Origin of the sequence: Streptomyces sp. NPDC001068, from assembly GCF_042897315.1 — a bacterium.
Taxonomy (GTDB): domain Bacteria; phylum Actinomycetota; class Actinomycetes; order Streptomycetales; family Streptomycetaceae; genus Streptomyces.
Genome location: NZ_JBIAYD010000006.1, coordinates 488,746 through 506,981 on the forward strand (window position 1 = coordinate 488,746; position 18,236 = coordinate 506,981).

The following is an 18,236-nucleotide window of genomic DNA, read 5'->3' on the forward strand; positions in this document are numbered from 1 at the left end:
CCTTGTCGCTCACGCTCCGGGTCCCCTCCGGTCCTCGGGACCGCTCTGCTGCGGCACCCGCGGCGCGCCCAGCGCCTCGGCCGCCGCCTGCTGGTAGCGCAGCACCGCCTGCTCCGCGACCCGCAGGTCGCAGGGCGCGCTCCACAGCATCCGCCGGGCCGCGTCGTACCGTTCGATCAGGAACGGGTCCTCCGCCAGCCCGTGCCGCGCCACCTTCGCCTTGTACGCGTCCAGCCGGCCGCGCAGCTCCGCGCGTACCGCCAGCGGCGCGGTGACCGCCGTCAACGACTCGCGGGCGCGCAGCAGTTCGTCCTCCGCCTTCTGCTCCAGGGACTCCAGGAGCGGCGACAGCCGGTGCCACTGGGCCGTCCTGCGGTACTCCGCGGCCGTCGCCAGCTGCTCCTGCAGCGCGGTCGGCGGACCGCTGACCACCGGCACCTCGGTCGCCGCGATCTTCGCCAGCACCTCGCCGCGCGCGGTGCGCGCCTCGGCGAGGGTGCGGTCCGCGCGGGACAGTACGTCCCGCAGGGTGATCAGGCGGGCCTCCGCGTCCTGCCGGACCGTCAGCACGGCGTCGATCTCCCGCCGGACCTCCTCCAGCGCCCGCGCCTGACGGTCGTAGGCCCCGGTGTCCGGGCGGCCGCCGCCCGGCGCCGAACTGCCCTGCGCCGGAACCCAGAAGGCCAGCGGGTCCGAGACCACGTCCGCACGCAGCCTCGTCAGTATCCGGGTGATCCGCTCCAGGTCGTCGCCCGAGGGGTGCTCGCCCGGACGCACCCCCACCGAGTGCGCCAGCGTGCGGGTGCGCTGCAGCTCGGCGGCGAGTAAATCGATCCGCGCGGGCAGCGCCGACCACACCGCGTCGGCGGTGACGACCATGTCCAGCGAGGTCGCGTACAGCTCGTTCATCCGGTCGACCAGGGTCTCCAGCGAGAAGCGCTCGGTGAGCCGGCCAGCCGCCGACAGCAGCGTCGGCGCGTTCGCGGCGGCCGTGGCGCTGCCCGCGACCGTCACCGACTCGCCGCGCAGCAGCTCGGTCAGCTCCACCAGGTCCTCGCGGCTGGACCAGCGGCGCCGCGACCTGATCTCGCGGGCGGAGCGCAGGGCGTCCGTGTAGGCGTCGAAGTAGGCCCACAGCAGGGTGATCGAGGCGTCGGCGGACACCCACCGCTCCCGGGTCGTCCCGGTGAGTTCGGCGCCCTCCAGGAGCCTGCGGCCCGCGTGGTCCTGCAGGGCGAGCAGCGAGGTCTCGATCGCCTCGTGCTCCGCGCCGAGCCGCGCCAGCGCACGGTCCACCTCGTCCCGGTCCATCACCGGCCCGGCGGGGTCCGTGACGCCCATCGATCACCTCTCGCTTGCTCGTCGGGGCTGGGCCCCGCGGATGCGGGTCAGCTGGTGCGCAGGTACTGCGGCGTGGGCGGTTTCGACGCCGCCGAGTCCGTTCCCAGTGTCGCCGACAACCATTTGTCGTACGACGCCTGCCAGCCGTCGGACCGGTAGCCGACCAGGATCTGGTTGACCCGGCGTACCAGATCGGTCGCGCCCTGTTTCATCGCCACGCCGTAGTACTCGGTGGTGAACGCGGCACCCTTCAGCTCGACCGTCGGGTCCTGCGCGGCCTGGCTCGCGGCCAGCGCGCCGTCGGTGACCACCGCGTCGGCCTCACCGAGCTGCAGCCGCACCAGACAGTCGAGTTGGTTGGGCACGGTGGCGGAGATGTCGGCCGAGGCGGGCAGCTTCCCGGACTTCTCGTCCGCGTCCAGCTTGGCGTACGCCGTCGAACCGGCCGCCGTGCAGATCCTCTTGTGCGCGAGCGAGTCGTCGTAGCCCGTGATCGGCGACGACTTGGACGCCAGCACCTGCTGGCCGGTCTTGAAGTACGGCGCGGAGAACGCCACGTCCTTCAGCCGGTCGCAGTTGATGGTCATGGTGCGGACCACCATGTCGACCCGGCCGTCCTTGATCGCCGGGATCCGCTGGCTGGTCGGGATCGCCTTGAACTGCACCGCGTCCGGATCGCCGAGGATGTCCTGGGCGATCCGGTGCACCAGGTCGATGTCGAAACCCTCCAGCTCCGCACCCGAGTTGTTCGGGTTGCGGTAGCCCCAGCGGTAGCTGTTCTGGTCGATGCCGACGATCAGCTTCCGCTTGGCGCCGGTACGGGCCTTGATGGCGTCGATCGTCGGGCCGTCCGCGCCCGACGGCGACCAGGTCTCGTCCTGGGCCCGGGAGTCGACGCAGCTGTCGGCCTTCGCCGGGTCGGCCGTGGCCAGCCCCGGACCGCCGAGCCCCCGGCCCGTCCCGCTCCGCCCCGCGGACTGGGTGAGGGGCAGCAGCAGGACGAACGCCAGCGCCAGAGCGCAGCCGACCGCCATCGCGCCCACGCCGCCCCAGCCGCGCAGGGAGGCCCGCATCCTCCGCACGAACACCGCCACGCCCCCTCTCACCGGTACTCCGAAAGCCTGCGCCCGATACCGAACAGCGCCCCGGAGGCCGCCGCCACACCCAGCATGGCGGCACCGATCGGCAGCCCGGACATCGCGTCCCGGCCGTCGGTGGCCCGCTCCCGGAACTCGCCCTCCTCGTGGGCCAGAGCATTCTTCAGGTTCGCGTCGACGCTGTCGAAACACTCGCCGGTCGCGCCCTTGGCCCCTATCACCTTGTCCAGCGCCGCCTGGTAGTCGCCGTTCTCGTCCTCGGTGCGGGCGTCGGCGTGCCGCTCCTTCCACACCTTCATGTTGCCCTCGGCCGCCTGCACGGGCCTGCTGCCCGCCGCGTCGTCCGCGAGCGCCGCGGCCCGGGCGAGGCCCTTGCCGAGAGCGTCCATGTCCTGGTCGAAGTCGTAGTAGTAGGCGTCGTAGGTCTGCCCGTCGACCGTGACCGTCTCCGCGCCCCGCGAGACCAGGCTGAGGTTCTCGTTCCCCCGGGCCTTCAGGGAGGCGATGCGGGCGTCGTGCAGCACGTTCAGCGAACGGACGCCGTGGTCGTAGGAGTCGTCCAGGCCGGCCCGCGCGAAGGCGTGGCCGACGACCAGCCACAGCAGGGTGACGACGGTGGCCGCGGAGGCCGCGACCAGACCGTGGTTGAGTACGCGGTTGGTACGGCGGTAGTGGCGCAGCTGCGCCCAGCCGAGCGCGAGGAGGGCGAGGAGACCGAGGGCTATCGCCGCCCACGGGTACGGGGTCGCGTCCGCGTAGTCCGAGGACAGCCGGGCGTTCTCCTTGGTGTAGAGATCCTCCGCCGCCGGGAGCATCTCCTTCTCCATCTTCTCGTTCGCGTACCGCAGGTAGGCGCCGCCGACCGGGTAGCCCTGCCGGTTGTAGACGCCGGCCCGCTCGACGAGCCCCTTGTACTCCGGGAGCAGCTTGTTCAGCTTCGCCACGGCCGCCTCGGAGGGGGAGCCGGGCTCGGAGTTCGCGGCGGCGGTGACCAGCTTGGCGGCGGCGGTGCGGATGTCCGCCTCGTACCTGGCGCGGGAGGCCGTCGTCTCCTGACCGCCCGCCAGGAACCCGCTGGAGGCGGCCGTGTTGGCGTCCGCCAGCGACCGGTAGATGTCCGCCGAGCCCGAACTGAGCGGCTGGCTGCGGTGCAGCACGTCGTCGGCGGCGGCCGCGCGGTCGGTCATCTGCCAGGCGGTGACCGCGCCGAAGGCGACGATCAGGGCCGCCAACACGGCGCCGATGAGGCGGAGCCGGCCGGGCTCGGTGGTGACGGCGGCACGCACCTGCCTGACGCCCTCCACGAAGGCGCTGCGGCGCGGCGGCGTCGCCCCGGGTACGGGGGAGCCGGTCCGCTGCGCGGGCACGACGATGCCCGCGCCCGGTGGTGCCGCGCTCGTCGTCGGCGGGTGTGTCACTCGACCTCCCCCATGGTCATCCGGTCGCCGCCCAGTATCGCCGCCCGGACTGACATTCGGCACCGGCCGTCACGGGATCTTGATCCGATCGCAGCGGAACCCCTGCCCATGAATACGCCGGGGGAATCGGTTCGGTTCCGGAGGGGTTGTGCGGTCGCGTTCGGGGCGCGGGCCGGTGGGGGCCGGCCGCGCGGTTCCTCCCCCAGCCGCCGCACCCCGGGTCACCCCTCGAAGTACGCCCGCGCCCTCTCCTGCACAGGCGCCCGCGCGCCCACCGCGTCCAGCCCCAGCAGCGCCGCCCCCAGCACCGGCCGCGCCCGTACCACCCTCGGTACCGCCTTGGGCGCGCGTGCCGCCAGCAGTTCGCGTACGCCGTCGTCCAGTTGCGGGTGACCGCCGGTCAGCACGCCGCCGCCCAGCAGCACCGGCGTCTCCTCGTCCAGCAGGTCGAGGCGGGTCAGGGCGACCGTGGCCATCGTCGCGACCTCCTGGGCCAGACGGTCCACCACCGAGCGGGCGATCGGGTCGCCCCCGGCCGCCGTCGCGAACAGCACCGGCGTCAGCTCGTGCCGGCGGCCGTGCTCGACGTGCTCCAGGTGCAGCGCCTCGATCAGCGCGTACATGGACGTCAGCCCGAAGTGCGCCGGGAGGGTGTCGACCAGGGCGGTCGCCTCGCCGCGTCCGTCCTCCGCGCGCGCCGCGTGCCACAGCGCCTCCTCGGCCAGCCCCCAGCCGCCGCCCCAGTCACCGGAGATGCGCCCTATCGCGGGGAAGCGGGCGGTGCGGCCGTCGGGGCGCATGCCGACGCAGTTGATGCCCGCGCCGCAGACCACGGCGACGCCCCGGGGCTCGGCCACGCCCGCCCGCAGGATGGCGAAGGTGTCGTTGCGGACGGTCACCGAACCGCCCCAGCCGCGGGCGGCCAGCGCGGCGGCCAACTGCTCCTCCTCCACGGGGAGGTCGGCGTTGGCGAGGCAGGCGGAGACATGGCCGGCGGAGGTGACACCGGCGGCGGCGTACGCCTCGGTGACCGCCGCCGCGACCTCGTCCACGGCCTGCTCCACGCCCACCACCGGCGGCCGGAAGCCACCCCCGCGGGCCGTGGCGAGGACCTCGCCGTCCGCCGCCACCACCGCGACGTCGGTCTTGCTGTTGCCCGCGTCGATGGCGAGGACACTTGCGGTCAGGCCCACGCGAGGTGCTCCCGGTTGTGCGCGATCAGCTTGTCGGTCAGGGCCTCGGCGTACTCGTACTGGCCGACGAGGGGGTGCGAGAGCAGGGCCCGGAAGACCCGGTCCCGGCCGCCGCGCAGCGCCGCCTCCAGGGCGAGTTCCTCGTACGCCGTCACGTTCGCCACCAGGCCGGCGAAGAGCGGGTCGACGTCCGGGACGGACAACGGCACGGGGCCGCCCGTGCCGACCGCCGCCTGCACCTCGATCACCGCGTCGTCGGGCAGGAAGGGGAGCGTGCCGCCGTTGTAGGTGTTCACCACCTGGTACGGGTTGCCGGCGCCGCCGAGCAGCGCCGCCGCCAGGTCCACCGCCGCCTCCGAGTAGTAGGCGCCGCCCCGCTTGGCGAGCAGCTCCGGCTTCTCGTCGAGCGACGGGTCGCCGTACATCTCCAGCAGCTGCTTCTCCATCGCGGCCACTTCGGCGGCCCGCGACGGCTTGGTGCCCAGCTCCCGTACGACCTCGTCGTGCGCGTAGTAGTAGCGCAGGTAGTACGAGGGGATGACGCCGCCCAGGCGGTCCAGGAGGGCGGGCGGCAGCTTCAGGTCGGCGGCGATGGTGTCGCCGTGCTCGCCGAGCAGTTTGGGCAGTACGTTCTCGCCCTCGGGGCCGCCGAGGCGGACCGCCGTCTCCCAGGTGAGGTGGTTGAGGCCGAGGTGGTCCAGGTGGACCTCGGAGGGCGTGACCCCGAGCAGGTTCGCGAACTTCCGCTGGAAGCCGATCGCCACGTTGCACAGCCCGACCGCCCGGTGCCCGGCCTGCAGCAGGGCGCGGGTCACGATCCCCACCGGGTTGGTGAAGTCGATGATCCAGGCGTTCGGGTTGGCCCGGCGGACGCGTTCGGCGATGTCCAGGACGACGGGCACGGTCCGCAGCGCCTTGGCGAGACCGCCGGCGCCGGTCGTCTCCTGCCCGATGCAGCCGCACTCCAGCGGCCAGGTCTCGTCCTGCTGCCGGGCCGCCTGGCCGCCCACGCGCAGCTGGAGCAGCACCGCGTCGGCGCCCTCGACCCCGGCGTCCAGGTCCGAGGTGGTGACGATGCGGCCGCCGTGGCCCTGCTTGGCGAAGATCCGGCGGGCCAGGCCGCCCACCAGTTCCAGGCGGTCGGCGGCCGGGTCCACCAGGACCAGTTCCTCGATGGGCAGGGTGTCCCTGAGCCGCGCGAAGCCGTCGATGAGTTCGGGGGTGTAGGTCGAGCCTCCGCCGACCACAGTGAGTTTCATACGTGGGTTAACCCTTCACTCCGGTGAGCGTGACGCCCTCGACGAACGCCTTCTGGGCGAAGAAGAACACGAGGATCACGGGAGCCATGACCAGTACGGTCGCGGCCATGGTGAGATTCCAGTCGGTGTGGTGCATGCCCTTGAACGACTCCAGGCCGTAGGACAGCGTCCAGGCGCCCGGGTTCTCCGAGGCGTAGATCTGGGGTCCGAAGTAGTCGTTCCAGGCGTAGAAGAACTGGAAGAGGGCGACGGCGGCGATGCCCGGCTTCGCCATCGGGACCACCACCCGCAGCAGGGTGCGCAGGTCCCCGCAGCCGTCCACCCGCGCCGCGTCCAGGTACTCGTTGGGGATCGTCGTCAGGAACTGGCGGAGCAGGAAGATGGAGAACGCGTCACCGAACGCCATCGGCACGATCAGCGGCCACAGGGTGCCGGACAGGCCCAGCTGCTTCGCCCAGAACAGGTACATCGGGATGATGATCACCTGCGGTGGCAGCATCATCATCGAGATCACCAGCATGAGCGAGAGATCGCGGCCCCGGAAGCGGAACTTCGCGAGCGCGTACGCCACCGGCAGCGAGGAGACGACGGTCAGGACGGTGCCCAGACCGGCGTAGACCAGCGTGTTCCGCCACCAGGTCAGAAAGCCCGGGGTGTCGAAGACCTTGCGGTAGTTGCCCCACTCCCAGGTGTGCGGGATCAGGTCCCGGCTGAGCGCCTGGCTGTCGCTCATCAGCGAGGTCAGGAAGACGAACACGAAGGGGAGGGTGAAGAAGAGGGCGGCGGCGATGCCGAGGGAGTGGACCGCCACCCAGTTCAGCAGCGCCTTGCGGCGGGCGGTGCGCTCGGCCGGCGACGCCGGCCGCGGGGTCACGTCCACCGGCCGGTCCAGTACCTGTGCCATGTCAGTCACCTGCCTGGATGAGACCGCCCCGGCGCCGCATCAGGAACGCGGTGAACACCATGGACAGGACGAAGAGGACGAGCGCGACCACGCACGCCGAGCCGTAGTCGAAGCGCTGGAATCCGAGGTTGTAGACGAGCTGGGGCAGGGTGAGCGTCGACTTCTCCGGATAACCGGGCTCGAACTGCGTACCGGCGCCCTGGATCACGCCCGAGGCGACCTTTCCGGCGATCAGCGGCTGTGTGTAGTACTGCATCGTCTGGATGACACCCGTGACGACCGCGAACATCACGATCGGCGAGATGTTCGGCAGCGTCACGTACCGGAACCGCTGCCACGCCGAGGCGCCGTCCAGCTCCGCCGCCTCGTACTGCTCGGCCGGCACGTCGAGCAGCGCGGCCATGAAGATGACCATCAGGTCGCCGATGCCCCACAGCGCCAGCAGGGTGAGGGCCGGCTTGGACCAGGTGGGGTCGTTGAACCAGCCCGGGGCCGGGATGCCGACCTTCTCCAGGATGGAGTTGACCGGGCCCGTACCGGGGTTGAGGAGGAAGGCGAAGGCCATGGTGGCCGCGACCGGCGGGGCCAGGTAGGGCAGGTAGAAGAGGGTGCGGAAGACGCCCGTACCCGTCTTGATCTTCGTGATGAGCATGCCGATGCCGAGGCCGAAGACGACCCGGAGCGAGACCATCACGACCACGAGCCACAGGGTGTTGCGCATCGCGGGCCAGAAGTAGGGATAGTGCTCGAAGACGTACGTCCAGTTCTTCGTGCCGCTCCACGTCGCCGGTTTGAAGCCGTCGTAGTGCATGAACGAGAAGTAGACCGTCGAGATCAGCGGGTACGCGAAGAAGACCGCGAAACCGATCAGCCAGGGCGACATGAAGGCGAGATTGCGAAGCGCCGCCTTACGGCGCTTCGACGCCAGTGTGATCGTGCTCATCGCTACTTCGCCTGCGCGATGTCCGTGTCGATCTGCGCGGCGGCCTGCTTCAGGCCCGCCTTCAGGTCGGTGACCTTGCCGCTCTCGTAGTCGTAGCCGAGCTGCTGGACGGTCGTCAGGTACACACCGCCGTTGACGGAGGCGGGCGCCGTAGTGGAGTCGGGGTTCGCGGCGATGTCCAGGAACGTCTTGAACCGCGGGTCGTACTTCAGCTTCGGCGACTTCAGGGCGGCCAGCGTGGACGGCACGTTGTGGATGGCGTTGGAGAACTCCACCACCGCGTCCGTGTCGGTGCTGATGTACTTCACGAACTCCCAGGCCGCGTTCTGCTTCTTGCTGGTCGCGGCGATGCCGGCGATGGTGCCGGTGATGTAGCCCTTGCCGTACTGGGCCGCCTGGTCGTCGGGGACCGGCATCGGCGCGACGCCGATGTCGAACTTCGGCTTGGCGTCCAGGGCCATGCCCAGGCGCCACTCGCCGTCGAGCTGCATGGCGACCTGACCGGTCTGGAAGGGGTGCTTGGGGCCCCACTCGTCGCCGAGGGTGGCGCGGAACGTCTCCAGTTTCTTGTAGCCGCCGAGCGCGTCGACGAGCTGCTTCTGGAGGGTGAAGGACTTCTCGAAGGCCGGGTCCTTGGCGACGTTCGACTTGCCCTTGCTGTCGAAGTACGTCGGCGAGAACTGCCCGAGGTAGTGCTCGGTCGTGGTCTCCCAGCCGTGGTAGTCCGGCATGAAACCGAGCTGCTTGAAGCTGTCGCCCTGCGCGATCGTCAGTTTCTTGGCGTCGGACTGGAATTCGGACCAGGTCTTCGGCGGGCTGGTGATGCCGGCCTTCTTGAACGCCGTCTTGTTGTAATAGAGGCCGTAGGCGTCCCCGAGCAGCGGCACCGAGCAGCGGTTGCCCTCGAACTGGGTGTACTCGTTCATCGCCTTCGGGAACGTCGTCCGCGGGTCGATGTCCGACTTCTTGAAGAAGGGGTTGAGGTCGACCAGCGCGCCCGAGTCGCAGAACTTGCCCACACTGTTGGTGGTGAACGACGAGATGACGTCCGGGGCCTTGTCGCCGCCGGTGCGCAGCGCCTGGTTCATCTTGTCGTCCGTCATGTTGCCGACGACGTTGACGTGGATGTTGGGGTGCGCCTTCTCGAAGCCCGCGATCAGCGCGTCGACCGCCTTGACCTCGCTCGGCGCGCTCCAGGCGTGCCAGAAGTTGATGGTGGTGTCGGCCGAGGCGTCGTCGTCGGCGCCCGAGGAGGACTGGCCGGTACAGGCGGTGAGCAGGGCGAGCGAACTGGTCAGGGCGGTGAGGGCAAAAGCCGTCTTTCGGGCGGTTGAGGATATGGGCATGGCAAGGTCTCCCAAGGGCGGGCGGTGCGGAAGGGGACGGTGCGGGGGGTTGAGCGGTGCGGGGCTGAGGGGCCGGTGCGGGGTCTGGTGCGGGTCAGCGCGAGGTGTCGAAGACCTCGTCACGAGTGGTCGCGAGCGCGCTCTCCAGCGCGCCGCGCAGCACGGGGTGTTCCTGGACGTCGCCGACGACGAGCCGCGGCCGGGCGGCCGCCAGTTCCCCCAGCTCCGCCTGGACCAGGGCGCGCAGCACCTCGCCGCCGGCGGTCAGGACGGTGCCGCTGAGGACGACGAGTTCGGGATCGAGGACGGACACGAGGGAGGCGAGACCGGTGGCGAGGCGGGTCGCGTAGGTCCGGAGCAGTTCGTGGTGCGGCCCGCTGCCGTGATCGGCGGCGCGGGCGACGAGCGCGGCGGCCGTCTCGGAGTACGACCCGGCCGGCAGGTCCCCGATGCCGAGCGTGCCGGCCAGCAGGGGCAGCGACTGGGCGCCGGCGAGCTCCTGGTAGCCGCCGCTGTTGGCCTTGGTGACCTGGCGGACCAGCGGGGTGCCCGGCACCGGCAGGAAGCCGACCTCGCCGGCGCCGCCGGTCCAGCCGCGGTGCAGCCGGCCGCCGAGGACCAGGGCGGCGCCGAGGCCCTCCTCGTTCCACAGCAGGACGAAGTCGCCGTGGCCGCGGGCCGCGCCGAGCCGTTGCTCGGCGATGGCGACGAGGTTGACGTCGTTCTCGTACTCGACGGGCATCGGCAGGGCGGCGGCGAGTTCGTCGAGCAGCGCGGGGGAGTGCCAGCCGGGCAGGTGCGAGGCGTAGCGCAGCCGGCCGGTGTTGGGGTCGAAGGCGCCGGGTGTGCCGATGACCAGCCGCCGGACGTCGGCCCGGGCCAGCCCGGCCGCCTTCACGGCGCCGTCGAGGGCGTCGGTGACCTGTCGTACGACGGACTGGCCCGACCGCCGTCCCGGAGTGGGCAGTTCGTACTCGCCGACGGTGCGGCCGGTGACGTCGGCGACGGCGGCCCGGATCCGGCCCGGGTTGACGTCGAGGCCCGCGGCGTAGGCGGCGGCCGGATTCACCGAGTACAGCTGGGCGTTGGGGCCCGGCCGGCCCTCGCTCGTGCCGGTCGCGAGCACCAGCCCGGCCGCCTCCAGGCGGGCCAGCAGCTGCGAGGCGGTCGGCTTGGAGAGGCCGGTGAGCTTGCCGATCCGGGTGCGCGACAGCGGGCCGTGCTCCAGCAGCAGGTCCAGTGCGGCGCGGTCGTTCATGGCACGGAGTACGCGCGGGGTGCCCGGCGTGCCTGTGGTTCCTGCCATGCGGTTCGACACCTGCCTTTCCAGCCGCTCAGTTTCCCAGTGATCCGGGCGATCGGTCCACCCGGGTGACACGCCGGGAGCACGTGCCGGGATCACCGACCAGGACCGATCATCCATGATCACTGTTAGGAAAGTTTCCTGTTGGCTGGAAAACGTAAGCCGCCGACGGGGGAGCGTCAATAGCCCGACTGCGCGGCAACCCACTCGTTACCTGGGCTCGGACACGCGAAGGGCCCGTCCGGACGACCGGACGGGCCCTTGTGGCGAAGCGGCCGCGAGTGCTACTTGACCTTGATGAAGTCACCCGTGGCGGTCGCCGCCGCGGTGGTCGCCGTACCGGCGAAGACGAAGCGGTAGTAGCCGCTCTTCGACGCCTTCACGGTGGTGGACAGGGTGCCGCCGGTGCCGGAGGTGATGCCCTTGACGTTCGTGTACGTCCTGCCGCCCTCGGGACGGAACTGCAGGACGGCCTTCTGGCCCTGGTAGCCCTTGAACGCGGACGCGTCCCAGTCGGCGCGGGTCAGCTTGCCCCGGACGGTGATCGTCTTCCCCTTGGCCACCGGCTCCGGAGAGGCGTCGGCGGTCAGCCTGGCCTCGCGCCGCACGGTGGCCGTGCCGAGGTTGCCCCAGATCGCGGAACCCGTGTTGCTGCTGACGAAGTCGTCCGAGACGGTGCCGTCCATGTAGCTGTAGAAGCCGCCGACCTTCCAGGTGCCGGCGTCGGCGGCCTCGAACAGGTCGCCCCTCGGGGAGATGACGATCTTCTCGGAGCAGCTCGCGGTGACGGTCGTGTCCGTCGTCGCCGTCGTCGTGCAGGTGGGCAGGTCGTCGGGACCGACGATGTTGGCCAGCTTCTTCAGGGTGCCGCGGTAGAGGACCACACCGGTGAACGTCGAGTCGCCGTCCACGTCCGTGTCCACGGGCCGGGTCAGCGTGTACGTCACCGGCGCGCTCACCGTCTTGGTGGTGCCGACCACGATGGCCTTGCCGTTGTTCACCTTGATGTCGGTGAACTTCAGGTCGGGCGTGCTCGGCGCCGCCGAGGCGGCGGGCGCCGCGACACCGGCCAGGGCCAGGGCGCCGGACAGGGCGGCGCCTATGGCGAGCTTTCTCATCTTTCCCCACATTCGCCACGGGTCCCCGGGCGGCTTCGCGCTCCAGATCAAGGTCCCTGTGGTGGAGCGACAGTAGGACACCGCGGGACACGTGGAGAATGCGGGGGACCTGTGAAGACGCCTGGTCCCGCACCGGGACCCCAGGCCATGATCACGACTCCGTCACGATCTCCGTCACCCCTGGTCAAACGGGCTGCCGGTACGGCTTCCTGCTCCTGTACCCCGACACCGGCCAGGAGAGCGGCGGCAAAGACATGACCCCTCGGAGAGGGTTGTTCGTACGGCTGCTGCGGAGCACCTTCGCCGACTTCCTGCCCTCGCTGTTCATGATCTGGGTGCTCAACTCCGTCAACAACGGCCTCACCTGGTCGACCGCGGGGGAGACGGCGCTGCTCGTCCCGGTGCAGCTGCTGTTCGCCCTGGCGTGGGCGGCCTGGCGCACCCGTTCGATGGAGCGGGCGGCGCGCGGGCTGGGCGTCGAGGTCTCCGTGCACGCCCTGGACGGCGTCCAGGCGCACACCCTCACCGGTGTCCCGCTCTCCCGGGTCCGTGCCGGGCTGGGCGCGGCCCCCAGGGCGGTGGAGACCGGAGGCGGCAACCCGGTCTGGTTCCGGTGGCGCCCGCTTCGGAGCCGGGTGTCGGCCGACGGGACGGTCGCCTACGAGGAGTCCACCGGGGAGACCCGCGTCGAGGTCCGCGCCGGCAGACGCCTCAGGAGCGACAGCGTGTTCCTCCGGGGTGCCGTCTTCATCGCGCTCTGCCAGGTCGTGCGCACGCTCGAGGACCACTGAACCGGGGGCGGCCGGACACGGAACGATGGGACACCCCGCACGTCGTGAGACGCCGGAATGCCCCATCGTTCACTCGAACGAGTGTGCTGAGCCGTTCCGCTACTTCCCGGCCGTCGCCCCTCGCTGCGCCGTGATCGGGGCCGTCGCCGCCACCTGCGGCGAGTCCGCGTTGGAGAACACCGACGGGGCCGCCACGGTCGCCGCCGGGTCCACCTGCTCCTCCTCGGTGAGCGCGACCGGCACCCCGCCGACGATCCGGATGTCCGCCGCGTCGAAGGCCCGCTTGATCCGCCAGCGCAGCTCGCGCTCCACCGTCAGGGCCTTGCCCGGCATGGTCTTCGCGGAGAGCCGGACCACCATCGAGTCGATGAGGACCGAGTCCAGGCCGAGGATCTGGATCGGCCCCCAGAGCAGCTCGTTCCAGGGCTCCTCCTTGGCCATCTTCTCGGCGACGTCCTCCAGCGTGGCCCGGACCCGGTCCAGGTCCTCGGTGGGCCGGACGGTGACGTCCACGCCGGCCGTGGCCCAGCCCTGCGAGAGATTGCCGATGCGCTTGATCTCGCCGTTGCGGACGTACCAGATCTCACCGTTGTCGCCGCGCAGCTTGGTCACCCGCAGGCCGACCTCGACCACCTCGCCGGAGGCGACCCCCGCGTCGATCGAGTCGCCGACGCCGTACTGGTCCTCAAGGATCATGAAAACACCGGACAGGAAGTCCGTGACCAGGTTGCGGGCGCCGAAACCGATCGCCACACCGGCCACACCGGCCGACGCGAGCAGCGGCGCCAGGTCTATCTGGAAGCTGCTCAGCACCATCAGTGCGGCCGTGCCGAGGATCAGGAAGCTCGCCACCGACCGCAGCACGGACCCGATCGCCTGCGAGCGCTGCCGCCGCCGTTCGGCGTTGACCAGCAGCCCGCCGAGCGTGGTGCCCTCCGTCGACTCGGCCGCCCGGCTCATCCGGTCGATGAACTTGGTGATCGCCCGGAGCACGACCTTTCTCAGCACCACCGCGATCACCAGGACCAGCAGCACCTTCAGCCCGATCGCCAGCCACGTCGACCAGTTCTGCTCGATCCAGCTCGCGGCGTTGGTGGCGCTCTCCTGGGCGTCCTGGAGCGTGGGCACCGCCGGTGTCTGCGATCCCGAGGGGCTCGGAGACGGCGACGGACCGGCGGCCAGTGGGACGGCGGGCAAGGACACGGCGGGTACCTCCAGGCGGTGCGGTACTGCCCTCCGGCACGGCGTTCAAGGTCACGTACGGCGTTCCAGGTCACGAAAAGGTCACCGGACGGGCAGGATCACCACACTAACGGGGCATCGCGTGCGCGCCCGACGGATACGGGAAGGAGAGACCGTGCTCACGCCCCGGGCCTCCCGTTGAGCAGGCTCGCTTGCGGAGAGCGGTGTCCGGGGCATGGACGCGGTGTGGTCGAAAACACTCCCAGGCCGTTACGCGGACATGGTGGCGCGTCCACCAGGCAAGAGGGGAGACTGACCACAGATCGTCCCGGCGCGAGCCACGCGCCGCCGACGCCCAAGGAGGCCCCTGTGCCGCATGTCCTGGTCCTCAACGCGTCGTACGAGCCCCTCGGCGTCGTACCGCTCCGCCGCGCGCTCGTCCTCGTCCTGGAGAACAAGGCAGTCGCCTTGGAGGAATCCGGCGCCTTCATGCACAGCGCAACCGTCACAGTCCCCGCACCCAGCGTGGTCCGGCTCAAGCGATTCGTGCGGGTTCCCTACCGGGGCCCCGTTCCGCTCACCCGAAGGGCGCTCTTCGCGCGCGACGGGGGCCGGTGCATGTACTGCGGTGGCGTCGCAACCAGCGTCGACCACGTCATCCCGCGCAGCCGCGGGGGTCAGCACGCCTGGGACAACGTGGTCGCGTCGTGCCGTCGCTGCAACCACGTCAAGGCCGACCGCCATCTCGTCGAGATCGGCTGGCGGCTGCGGCACAAACCGGCCCCACCCACCGGCCTGGCCTGGCGCATCATCGGGACCGGCCATAGGGATCCGCGCTGGCTGCCCTACTTGCAGCCGTACGGCGCGGACGACGCCCTGGCCCGGATCGACGGCATCTCCGCCTGACGATCCGGGCCTTCGCACACCCCGTGGCGACCGCCTCAGCCACGGGGTCCCCCGGCACGCGCCCCGCGTACGGCGTACAGCGCGCCGCCCACCGCGAACGCCCCCAGGGCCGCGGCCCAGGCGCCCGGTTGCGCACCGGGTTGCACGGGCCACGCCCACACGGCCGCCGCGCTTCCGCGCGCCCCCGCCGAGCCCAGGTACACGGCGCTCACGTACCCGAAGGCGGGCAGCCAGCTCAGCCGCGCCCCCAGCAGCACCGCCGCCGCGGCCGTGATGCCGGCACAGCCCAGCGTGTCGCGGACCATGGCCGGCGGCCCGAAGACCTCCGGATGCCCCAGCACCGCCGGCAGCAGCAGGACGGCCGCGAGCGCCCAGCACCTCGCGCAGTTCGGGGGAGATCCGGTCCAGGGCGGTGCCGACGTCGCCGTACTCCAGGGCCGCGAGCACCCGGTCCTCGGCGGAGGGCGTGACGGCGGGGCCCGGCAGGGGCTCCACCCGCGCGGCCCGTTCCTGCACCCGGCGGGCGTCCACCAGCCGGCGGGCGGCGATCGTCCACAGCCAGCCGCCGGCCTCCTGCCCGCGGTGCCCGGCCGCCGACCGCCACACCGTGACGAAGGTGTCCTGGAGCACCTCCCGGACCACCTCCGGGTCGGCGCAGCGCCGGGTCAGCCGGGCGTGCAGCCAGCCCGCGTGCCGGTCGTACAGGGCTGACAGCGCCGAGTCGTCCCCGGCCGCGACGGCCCGCAGCAGCGCCGCGTCCCCCGCGGTCGTCGCGTCGGTCCTCCCATGGCCCCTCACGGGGCGGAACAGTCTCACACCGTCTCTATCGACCACCCGGACGCGCACGGTTCACCCGCCTGCGGGGACGGCCCCGGGGAGTGCCCCCGCCGCGACGGGGTAGGCCTGCCGTGACGCGGCGCCCGCCGCGGTACCGGACACACGAGGAACCCGAGGACAAGGAGGCCACCGTGGCCGCAACGGTTCACCATCCGATCCCGGCCCAGTTCAAACCCCCGGTGGAGACCGTGGAGGAGTCCCTGCTGTGCGCGTTCAGCGCCGAGACCGTCTGCGCGGAGGCCCCGCTGACCAGCGAGCCGCCGCTGCCCGACGCCGAGCCGCTGACCAGCGAACCGCCGCTCGCCGACCTGGCCCCGCTGACCAGTGAGCCGGGGTTGTAGATGAGCGGAGCCCTGGACGGGGAGTTGTGCCGGCTCGCCGAGCTGCACGGTGTCGCCACCTCCTACAGCCCTTCCCCGGACCGTACGGTCGCGGCCTCGGCCGCCGCCGTGACCGCCGTACTGGCCGCCCTGGGCGTCGACGCGAGCGGCCCGGAGGCCGTCCGAACCGCCCTCGCCGACCGGGAGCGGGACCTCGCCGGACGGCTGCTGCCGCCGACCCTCGTGCACTGGGCCGGCTCCGGCGACCCCGCCCTCGGCCTGCCCGCCGGCACCCGGCTGGAGGTACGGACGGAGGACGGCGGGACCCGGCACGACGTGGCGGACCTGCCGACCGGGGTGCACCTGCTGACCGCCGTCGCCCCCGACGGCCGTACCGCCCGGACCCACCTGATCGTCGCCCCCGACCGGCTGCCCACCCCCGCCGGGCGCTCGCACGGCCTCCTCGTCCAGCTGTACTCGCTGCTGTCCCGCCGCTCCTGGGGCATGGGCGACCTCGGTGACCTCGCCGACCTGGCCGACTGGGCCGGACGCACCGCGGGGGCCGGATTCGTCCAGGTCAACCCGTTGCACGCGGCCGTGCCAGGACCGCCGACCGACCCCTCGCCGTACCGCCCCTCCTCCCGCCGCTTCCCGGACCCGGTGCACCTGCGGCCGGAGGACGTCCCCGAGTACGTCCCCGACCCCGCGCTCGCGGAACGCGCCGCACGGCTGCGTGCCGCCGTCCTCGACGAGGGCGCCCTCATCGACCGGGACGCGGTCTGGGAGCTGAAGCGACAGGCGCTGGAGGCGCCCGCCGCCGCCCCGCTGAGCACCGCCCGGCAGGCCGCCTACGACGCCTTCCGCGCCGAGCAGGGGCAGGCCCTGGAGGACCACGCCACCTGGTACGCGCTCGCCGAACGGCACGGCTCCGACTGGCACCGCTGGCCGGAGCCGCTGCGCGACCCGCGGTCCGAGGAGACCGCCCGCGCCCGCGCCGGGCTGAGCGACCGGGTCGCCCTCCACACCCGGCTCGCCTGGCTCACCGACACCCAGCTCACCGCCGCCCAGCGCACCGCCCGCGAGGCCGGGATGCCGGTCGGGATCGTGCACGACCTCGCCGTCGGCGTGCATCCCGGCGGCGCGGACGCCTGGGCGCAGCGCGCGTTCTTCGCCGCCGGGATGTCCGTCGGAGCCCCGCCCGACGCCTTCAACGCGCGCGGCCAGGACTGGGGCCTGCCGCCCTGGCGTCCCGACCGGCTCGCCGACTCCGGCCACGCCCCCTACCGCGAGTTGCTGCGCGCCCTGTTCCGCTACGCCGGCGCGCTGCGCATCGACCATGTGATGGGCCTGTTCCGCCTCTGGTGGGTGCCGGAGGGCAGGCCTCCCACGGAGGGCACGTACGTCCGCTACGACGCCGAGGCGATGCTGGCCCTGCTGGCGCTGGAGGCGACCCGGGCGGAAGCGGTGGTGATCGGGGAGGACCTCGGGACCGTGGAGCCGGGAGTGCGCGAGACGCTCCAGCGGCACGGGGTGCTCGGCACGTCGGTGCTCTGGTTCGAACGGGACTGGGACGGCGACGGCCACCCCCTCCCCCCGGAGAGCTGGCGCGCCGACTGCCTCGCCACCGCCACCACCCACGACCTGCCGTCCACCGCCGCCCGGCTCACCGGCGAACACGTCGAACTCCGCGACCGGCTGGGCCTGCTGACCCGTCCGGTGGCCGAGGAGCGGGCGGACGCGGCGGCCGACACGGCGGAATGGCTGGCCCTGCTGACCCGGCTCGGCCTGCTCGCGGCGTCCGACGCCGGTGACGAGGAGGCCGAGATCAGGGCCGTGCACCGCTTCCTGCTCCGCACCCCGGCCCGGATGGTCGGCGTCTGGCTCCCCGACACGGTCGGCGACCGCCGCCCGCAGAACCTCCCCGGCACCTGGGACCAGTACCCGAACTGGCGCCTGCCGATCGCCGACGCCACCGGCCGCCCGGTGACCCTCGAGGAGCTGACCGCATCGCCGCGGGCCCGAGCGCTGCTGGAGGTACTGCGGTCGGACGACCAGGGCCGCCCGGAGCCGGACCGGCCGTCCCGCCCGGAGCCGGACCGGCCGTCCCGCCCGGACCAGGGCCCGCCGCCCGGCCCCGGGCAGGATCCGCCGCCCGGCCCGGAGGACGGCGGCCGCCCGGTCTCCCTCGCCGACGCCGGCCCGCCCGGGGCGTGAGGGCCGGTCGCGGACGCCCGCCGGCACCGCTCCCGGGGCGGTCCCGGGGCGGTCCCGGAGCGGT

At 72.2% G+C, this 18,236-nt stretch carries 16 protein-coding genes and 1 pseudogene; 4 read left to right on the forward strand and 13 right to left on the reverse strand.

The features are described 5' to 3' along the window. Positions 1-9: 9 nt before the first annotated feature. From ACFY3I_RS19845 to ACFY3I_RS19890, 10 genes are all read right to left on the reverse strand, one after another. Positions 10-1,341 (reverse strand): hypothetical protein, encoded by a 1,332-nt coding sequence (locus ACFY3I_RS19845; RefSeq protein WP_390861718.1) that lies wholly within the window; start codon positions 1,339-1,341, stop codon positions 10-12. A gap of 47 nt (positions 1,342-1,388) precedes the next feature. After that, a complete protein-coding gene (locus ACFY3I_RS19850) occupies positions 1,389-2,414 on the reverse strand; it encodes a glutamate ABC transporter substrate-binding protein (RefSeq protein ID WP_365288960.1) in 1,026 nt (341 codons plus the stop codon). 29 nt (positions 2,415-2,443) lie between these two features. Further along, the gene (locus ACFY3I_RS19855; RefSeq protein ID WP_390861719.1) at positions 2,444-3,856 is read right to left on the reverse strand and encodes a hypothetical protein; all 1,413 of its coding nucleotides are present in this window, start codon (positions 3,854-3,856) and stop codon (positions 2,444-2,446) included. A 221-nt stretch (positions 3,857-4,077) separates the two neighbouring features. After that, positions 4,078-5,049: an N-acetylglucosamine kinase gene (locus tag ACFY3I_RS19860; protein ID WP_390861720.1), complete on the reverse strand. Its 972-nt coding sequence runs from the start codon at positions 5,047-5,049 to the stop codon at positions 4,078-4,080. Next, positions 5,040-6,308, reverse strand: a complete 1,269-nt coding sequence (locus ACFY3I_RS19865) for a 6-phospho-beta-glucosidase (RefSeq protein WP_390861721.1) — start codon at positions 6,306-6,308, stop codon at positions 5,040-5,042. Before ACFY3I_RS19865 ends, ACFY3I_RS19860 begins: the two co-directional genes overlap by 10 nt. A 7-nt stretch (positions 6,309-6,315) precedes the next feature. Continuing rightward, the gene (locus tag ACFY3I_RS19870) at positions 6,316-7,212 is read right to left on the reverse strand and encodes a carbohydrate ABC transporter permease (RefSeq protein ID WP_390861722.1); all 897 of its coding nucleotides are present in this window, start codon (positions 7,210-7,212) and stop codon (positions 6,316-6,318) included. Position 7,213: 1 nt separating this feature from the next. Then, positions 7,214-8,155, reverse strand: coding sequence for a sugar ABC transporter permease (locus tag ACFY3I_RS19875; RefSeq protein WP_365288935.1), 942 nt, complete (start codon positions 8,153-8,155; stop codon positions 7,214-7,216). Between the two features lie 2 nt (positions 8,156-8,157). Continuing rightward, positions 8,158-9,501, reverse strand: a complete 1,344-nt coding sequence (locus ACFY3I_RS19880) for an ABC transporter substrate-binding protein (protein ID WP_390861723.1) — start codon at positions 9,499-9,501, stop codon at positions 8,158-8,160. 94 nt (positions 9,502-9,595) lie between these two features. Further along, the gene (locus tag ACFY3I_RS19885) at positions 9,596-10,807 is read right to left on the reverse strand and encodes an ROK family transcriptional regulator (RefSeq protein WP_390861724.1); all 1,212 of its coding nucleotides are present in this window, start codon (positions 10,805-10,807) and stop codon (positions 9,596-9,598) included. A 281-nt stretch (positions 10,808-11,088) separates the two neighbouring features. Continuing rightward, positions 11,089-11,922, reverse strand: a complete 834-nt coding sequence (locus ACFY3I_RS19890; protein ID WP_390861725.1) for a hypothetical protein — start codon at positions 11,920-11,922, stop codon at positions 11,089-11,091. A gap of 254 nt (positions 11,923-12,176) precedes the next feature. Here ACFY3I_RS19890 and ACFY3I_RS19895 point away from each other — a divergent pair, with 254 nt between their 5' ends. After that, on the forward strand, positions 12,177-12,713 hold the full coding sequence (locus ACFY3I_RS19895) for a hypothetical protein (RefSeq protein WP_390861726.1): 537 nt from the start codon (positions 12,177-12,179) through the stop codon (positions 12,711-12,713). Between the two features lie 99 nt (positions 12,714-12,812). On the opposite strand, the gene ACFY3I_RS19900 is transcribed toward ACFY3I_RS19895, so the two are convergent. Continuing rightward, entirely contained in the window at positions 12,813-13,916 is a 1,104-nt protein-coding gene (locus ACFY3I_RS19900; RefSeq protein ID WP_390861727.1) for a mechanosensitive ion channel family protein, read from the reverse strand. 348 nt (positions 13,917-14,264) lie between these two features. Here ACFY3I_RS19900 and ACFY3I_RS19905 point away from each other — a divergent pair, with 348 nt between their 5' ends. Further along, positions 14,265-14,801, forward strand: coding sequence for an HNH endonuclease (locus tag ACFY3I_RS19905; RefSeq protein ID WP_365288929.1), 537 nt, complete (start codon positions 14,265-14,267; stop codon positions 14,799-14,801). A gap of 35 nt (positions 14,802-14,836) precedes the next feature. Here ACFY3I_RS19905 and ACFY3I_RS19910 read toward each other — a convergent pair whose 3' ends face one another. Continuing rightward, a complete protein-coding gene (locus tag ACFY3I_RS19910; RefSeq protein WP_390861728.1) occupies positions 14,837-15,142 on the reverse strand; it encodes a hypothetical protein in 306 nt (101 codons plus the stop codon). 25 nt (positions 15,143-15,167) lie between these two features. Further along, positions 15,168-15,617 (reverse strand): annotated as a pseudogene (locus ACFY3I_RS19915) (RNA polymerase sigma factor); the annotation flags it as partial. A gap of 152 nt (positions 15,618-15,769) precedes the next feature. Here ACFY3I_RS19915 and ACFY3I_RS19920 point away from each other — a divergent pair. Then, positions 15,770-15,979, forward strand: a complete 210-nt coding sequence (locus ACFY3I_RS19920) for a hypothetical protein (RefSeq protein WP_390861729.1) — start codon at positions 15,770-15,772, stop codon at positions 15,977-15,979. Continuing rightward, positions 15,980-18,172 (forward strand): 4-alpha-glucanotransferase, encoded by a 2,193-nt coding sequence (gene malQ / locus ACFY3I_RS19925; RefSeq protein ID WP_390861730.1) that lies wholly within the window; start codon positions 15,980-15,982, stop codon positions 18,170-18,172. The last annotated feature ends 64 nt before the right edge of the window (positions 18,173-18,236 follow it).

What these genes read in the sequence shown, in the direction of transcription:
- ACFY3I_RS19845 (WP_390861718.1), bottom strand. Translation starts at nt 1,341, where the DNA reads ATGGGCGTCACGGACCCCGCCGGGCCGGTGATGGACCGGGACGAGGTG.
- ACFY3I_RS19850 (WP_365288960.1), bottom strand. Translation starts at nt 2,414, where the DNA reads ATGCGGGCCTCCCTGCGCGGCTGGGGCGGCGTGGGCGCGATGGCGGTC.
- ACFY3I_RS19865 (WP_390861721.1), bottom strand. Translation starts at nt 6,308, where the DNA reads ATGAAACTCACTGTGGTCGGCGGAGGCTCGACCTACACCCCCGAACTC.
- ACFY3I_RS19870 (WP_390861722.1), bottom strand. Translation starts at nt 7,212, where the DNA reads ATGGCACAGGTACTGGACCGGCCGGTGGACGTGACCCCGCGGCCGGCG.
- ACFY3I_RS19875 (WP_365288935.1), bottom strand. Translation starts at nt 8,155, where the DNA reads ATGAGCACGATCACACTGGCGTCGAAGCGCCGTAAGGCGGCGCTTCGC.
- ACFY3I_RS19880 (WP_390861723.1), bottom strand. Translation starts at nt 9,501, where the DNA reads ATGCCCATATCCTCAACCGCCCGAAAGACGGCTTTTGCCCTCACCGCC.
- ACFY3I_RS19885 (WP_390861724.1), bottom strand. Translation starts at nt 10,807, where the DNA reads ATGGCAGGAACCACAGGCACGCCGGGCACCCCGCGCGTACTCCGTGCC.
- ACFY3I_RS19890 (WP_390861725.1), bottom strand. Translation starts at nt 11,922, where the DNA reads ATGAGAAAGCTCGCCATAGGCGCCGCCCTGTCCGGCGCCCTGGCCCTG.
- ACFY3I_RS19895 (WP_390861726.1), top strand. Translation starts at nt 12,177, where the DNA reads ATGACCCCTCGGAGAGGGTTGTTCGTACGGCTGCTGCGGAGCACCTTC.
- malQ (WP_390861730.1), top strand. Translation starts at nt 15,980, where the DNA reads ATGAGCGGAGCCCTGGACGGGGAGTTGTGCCGGCTCGCCGAGCTGCAC.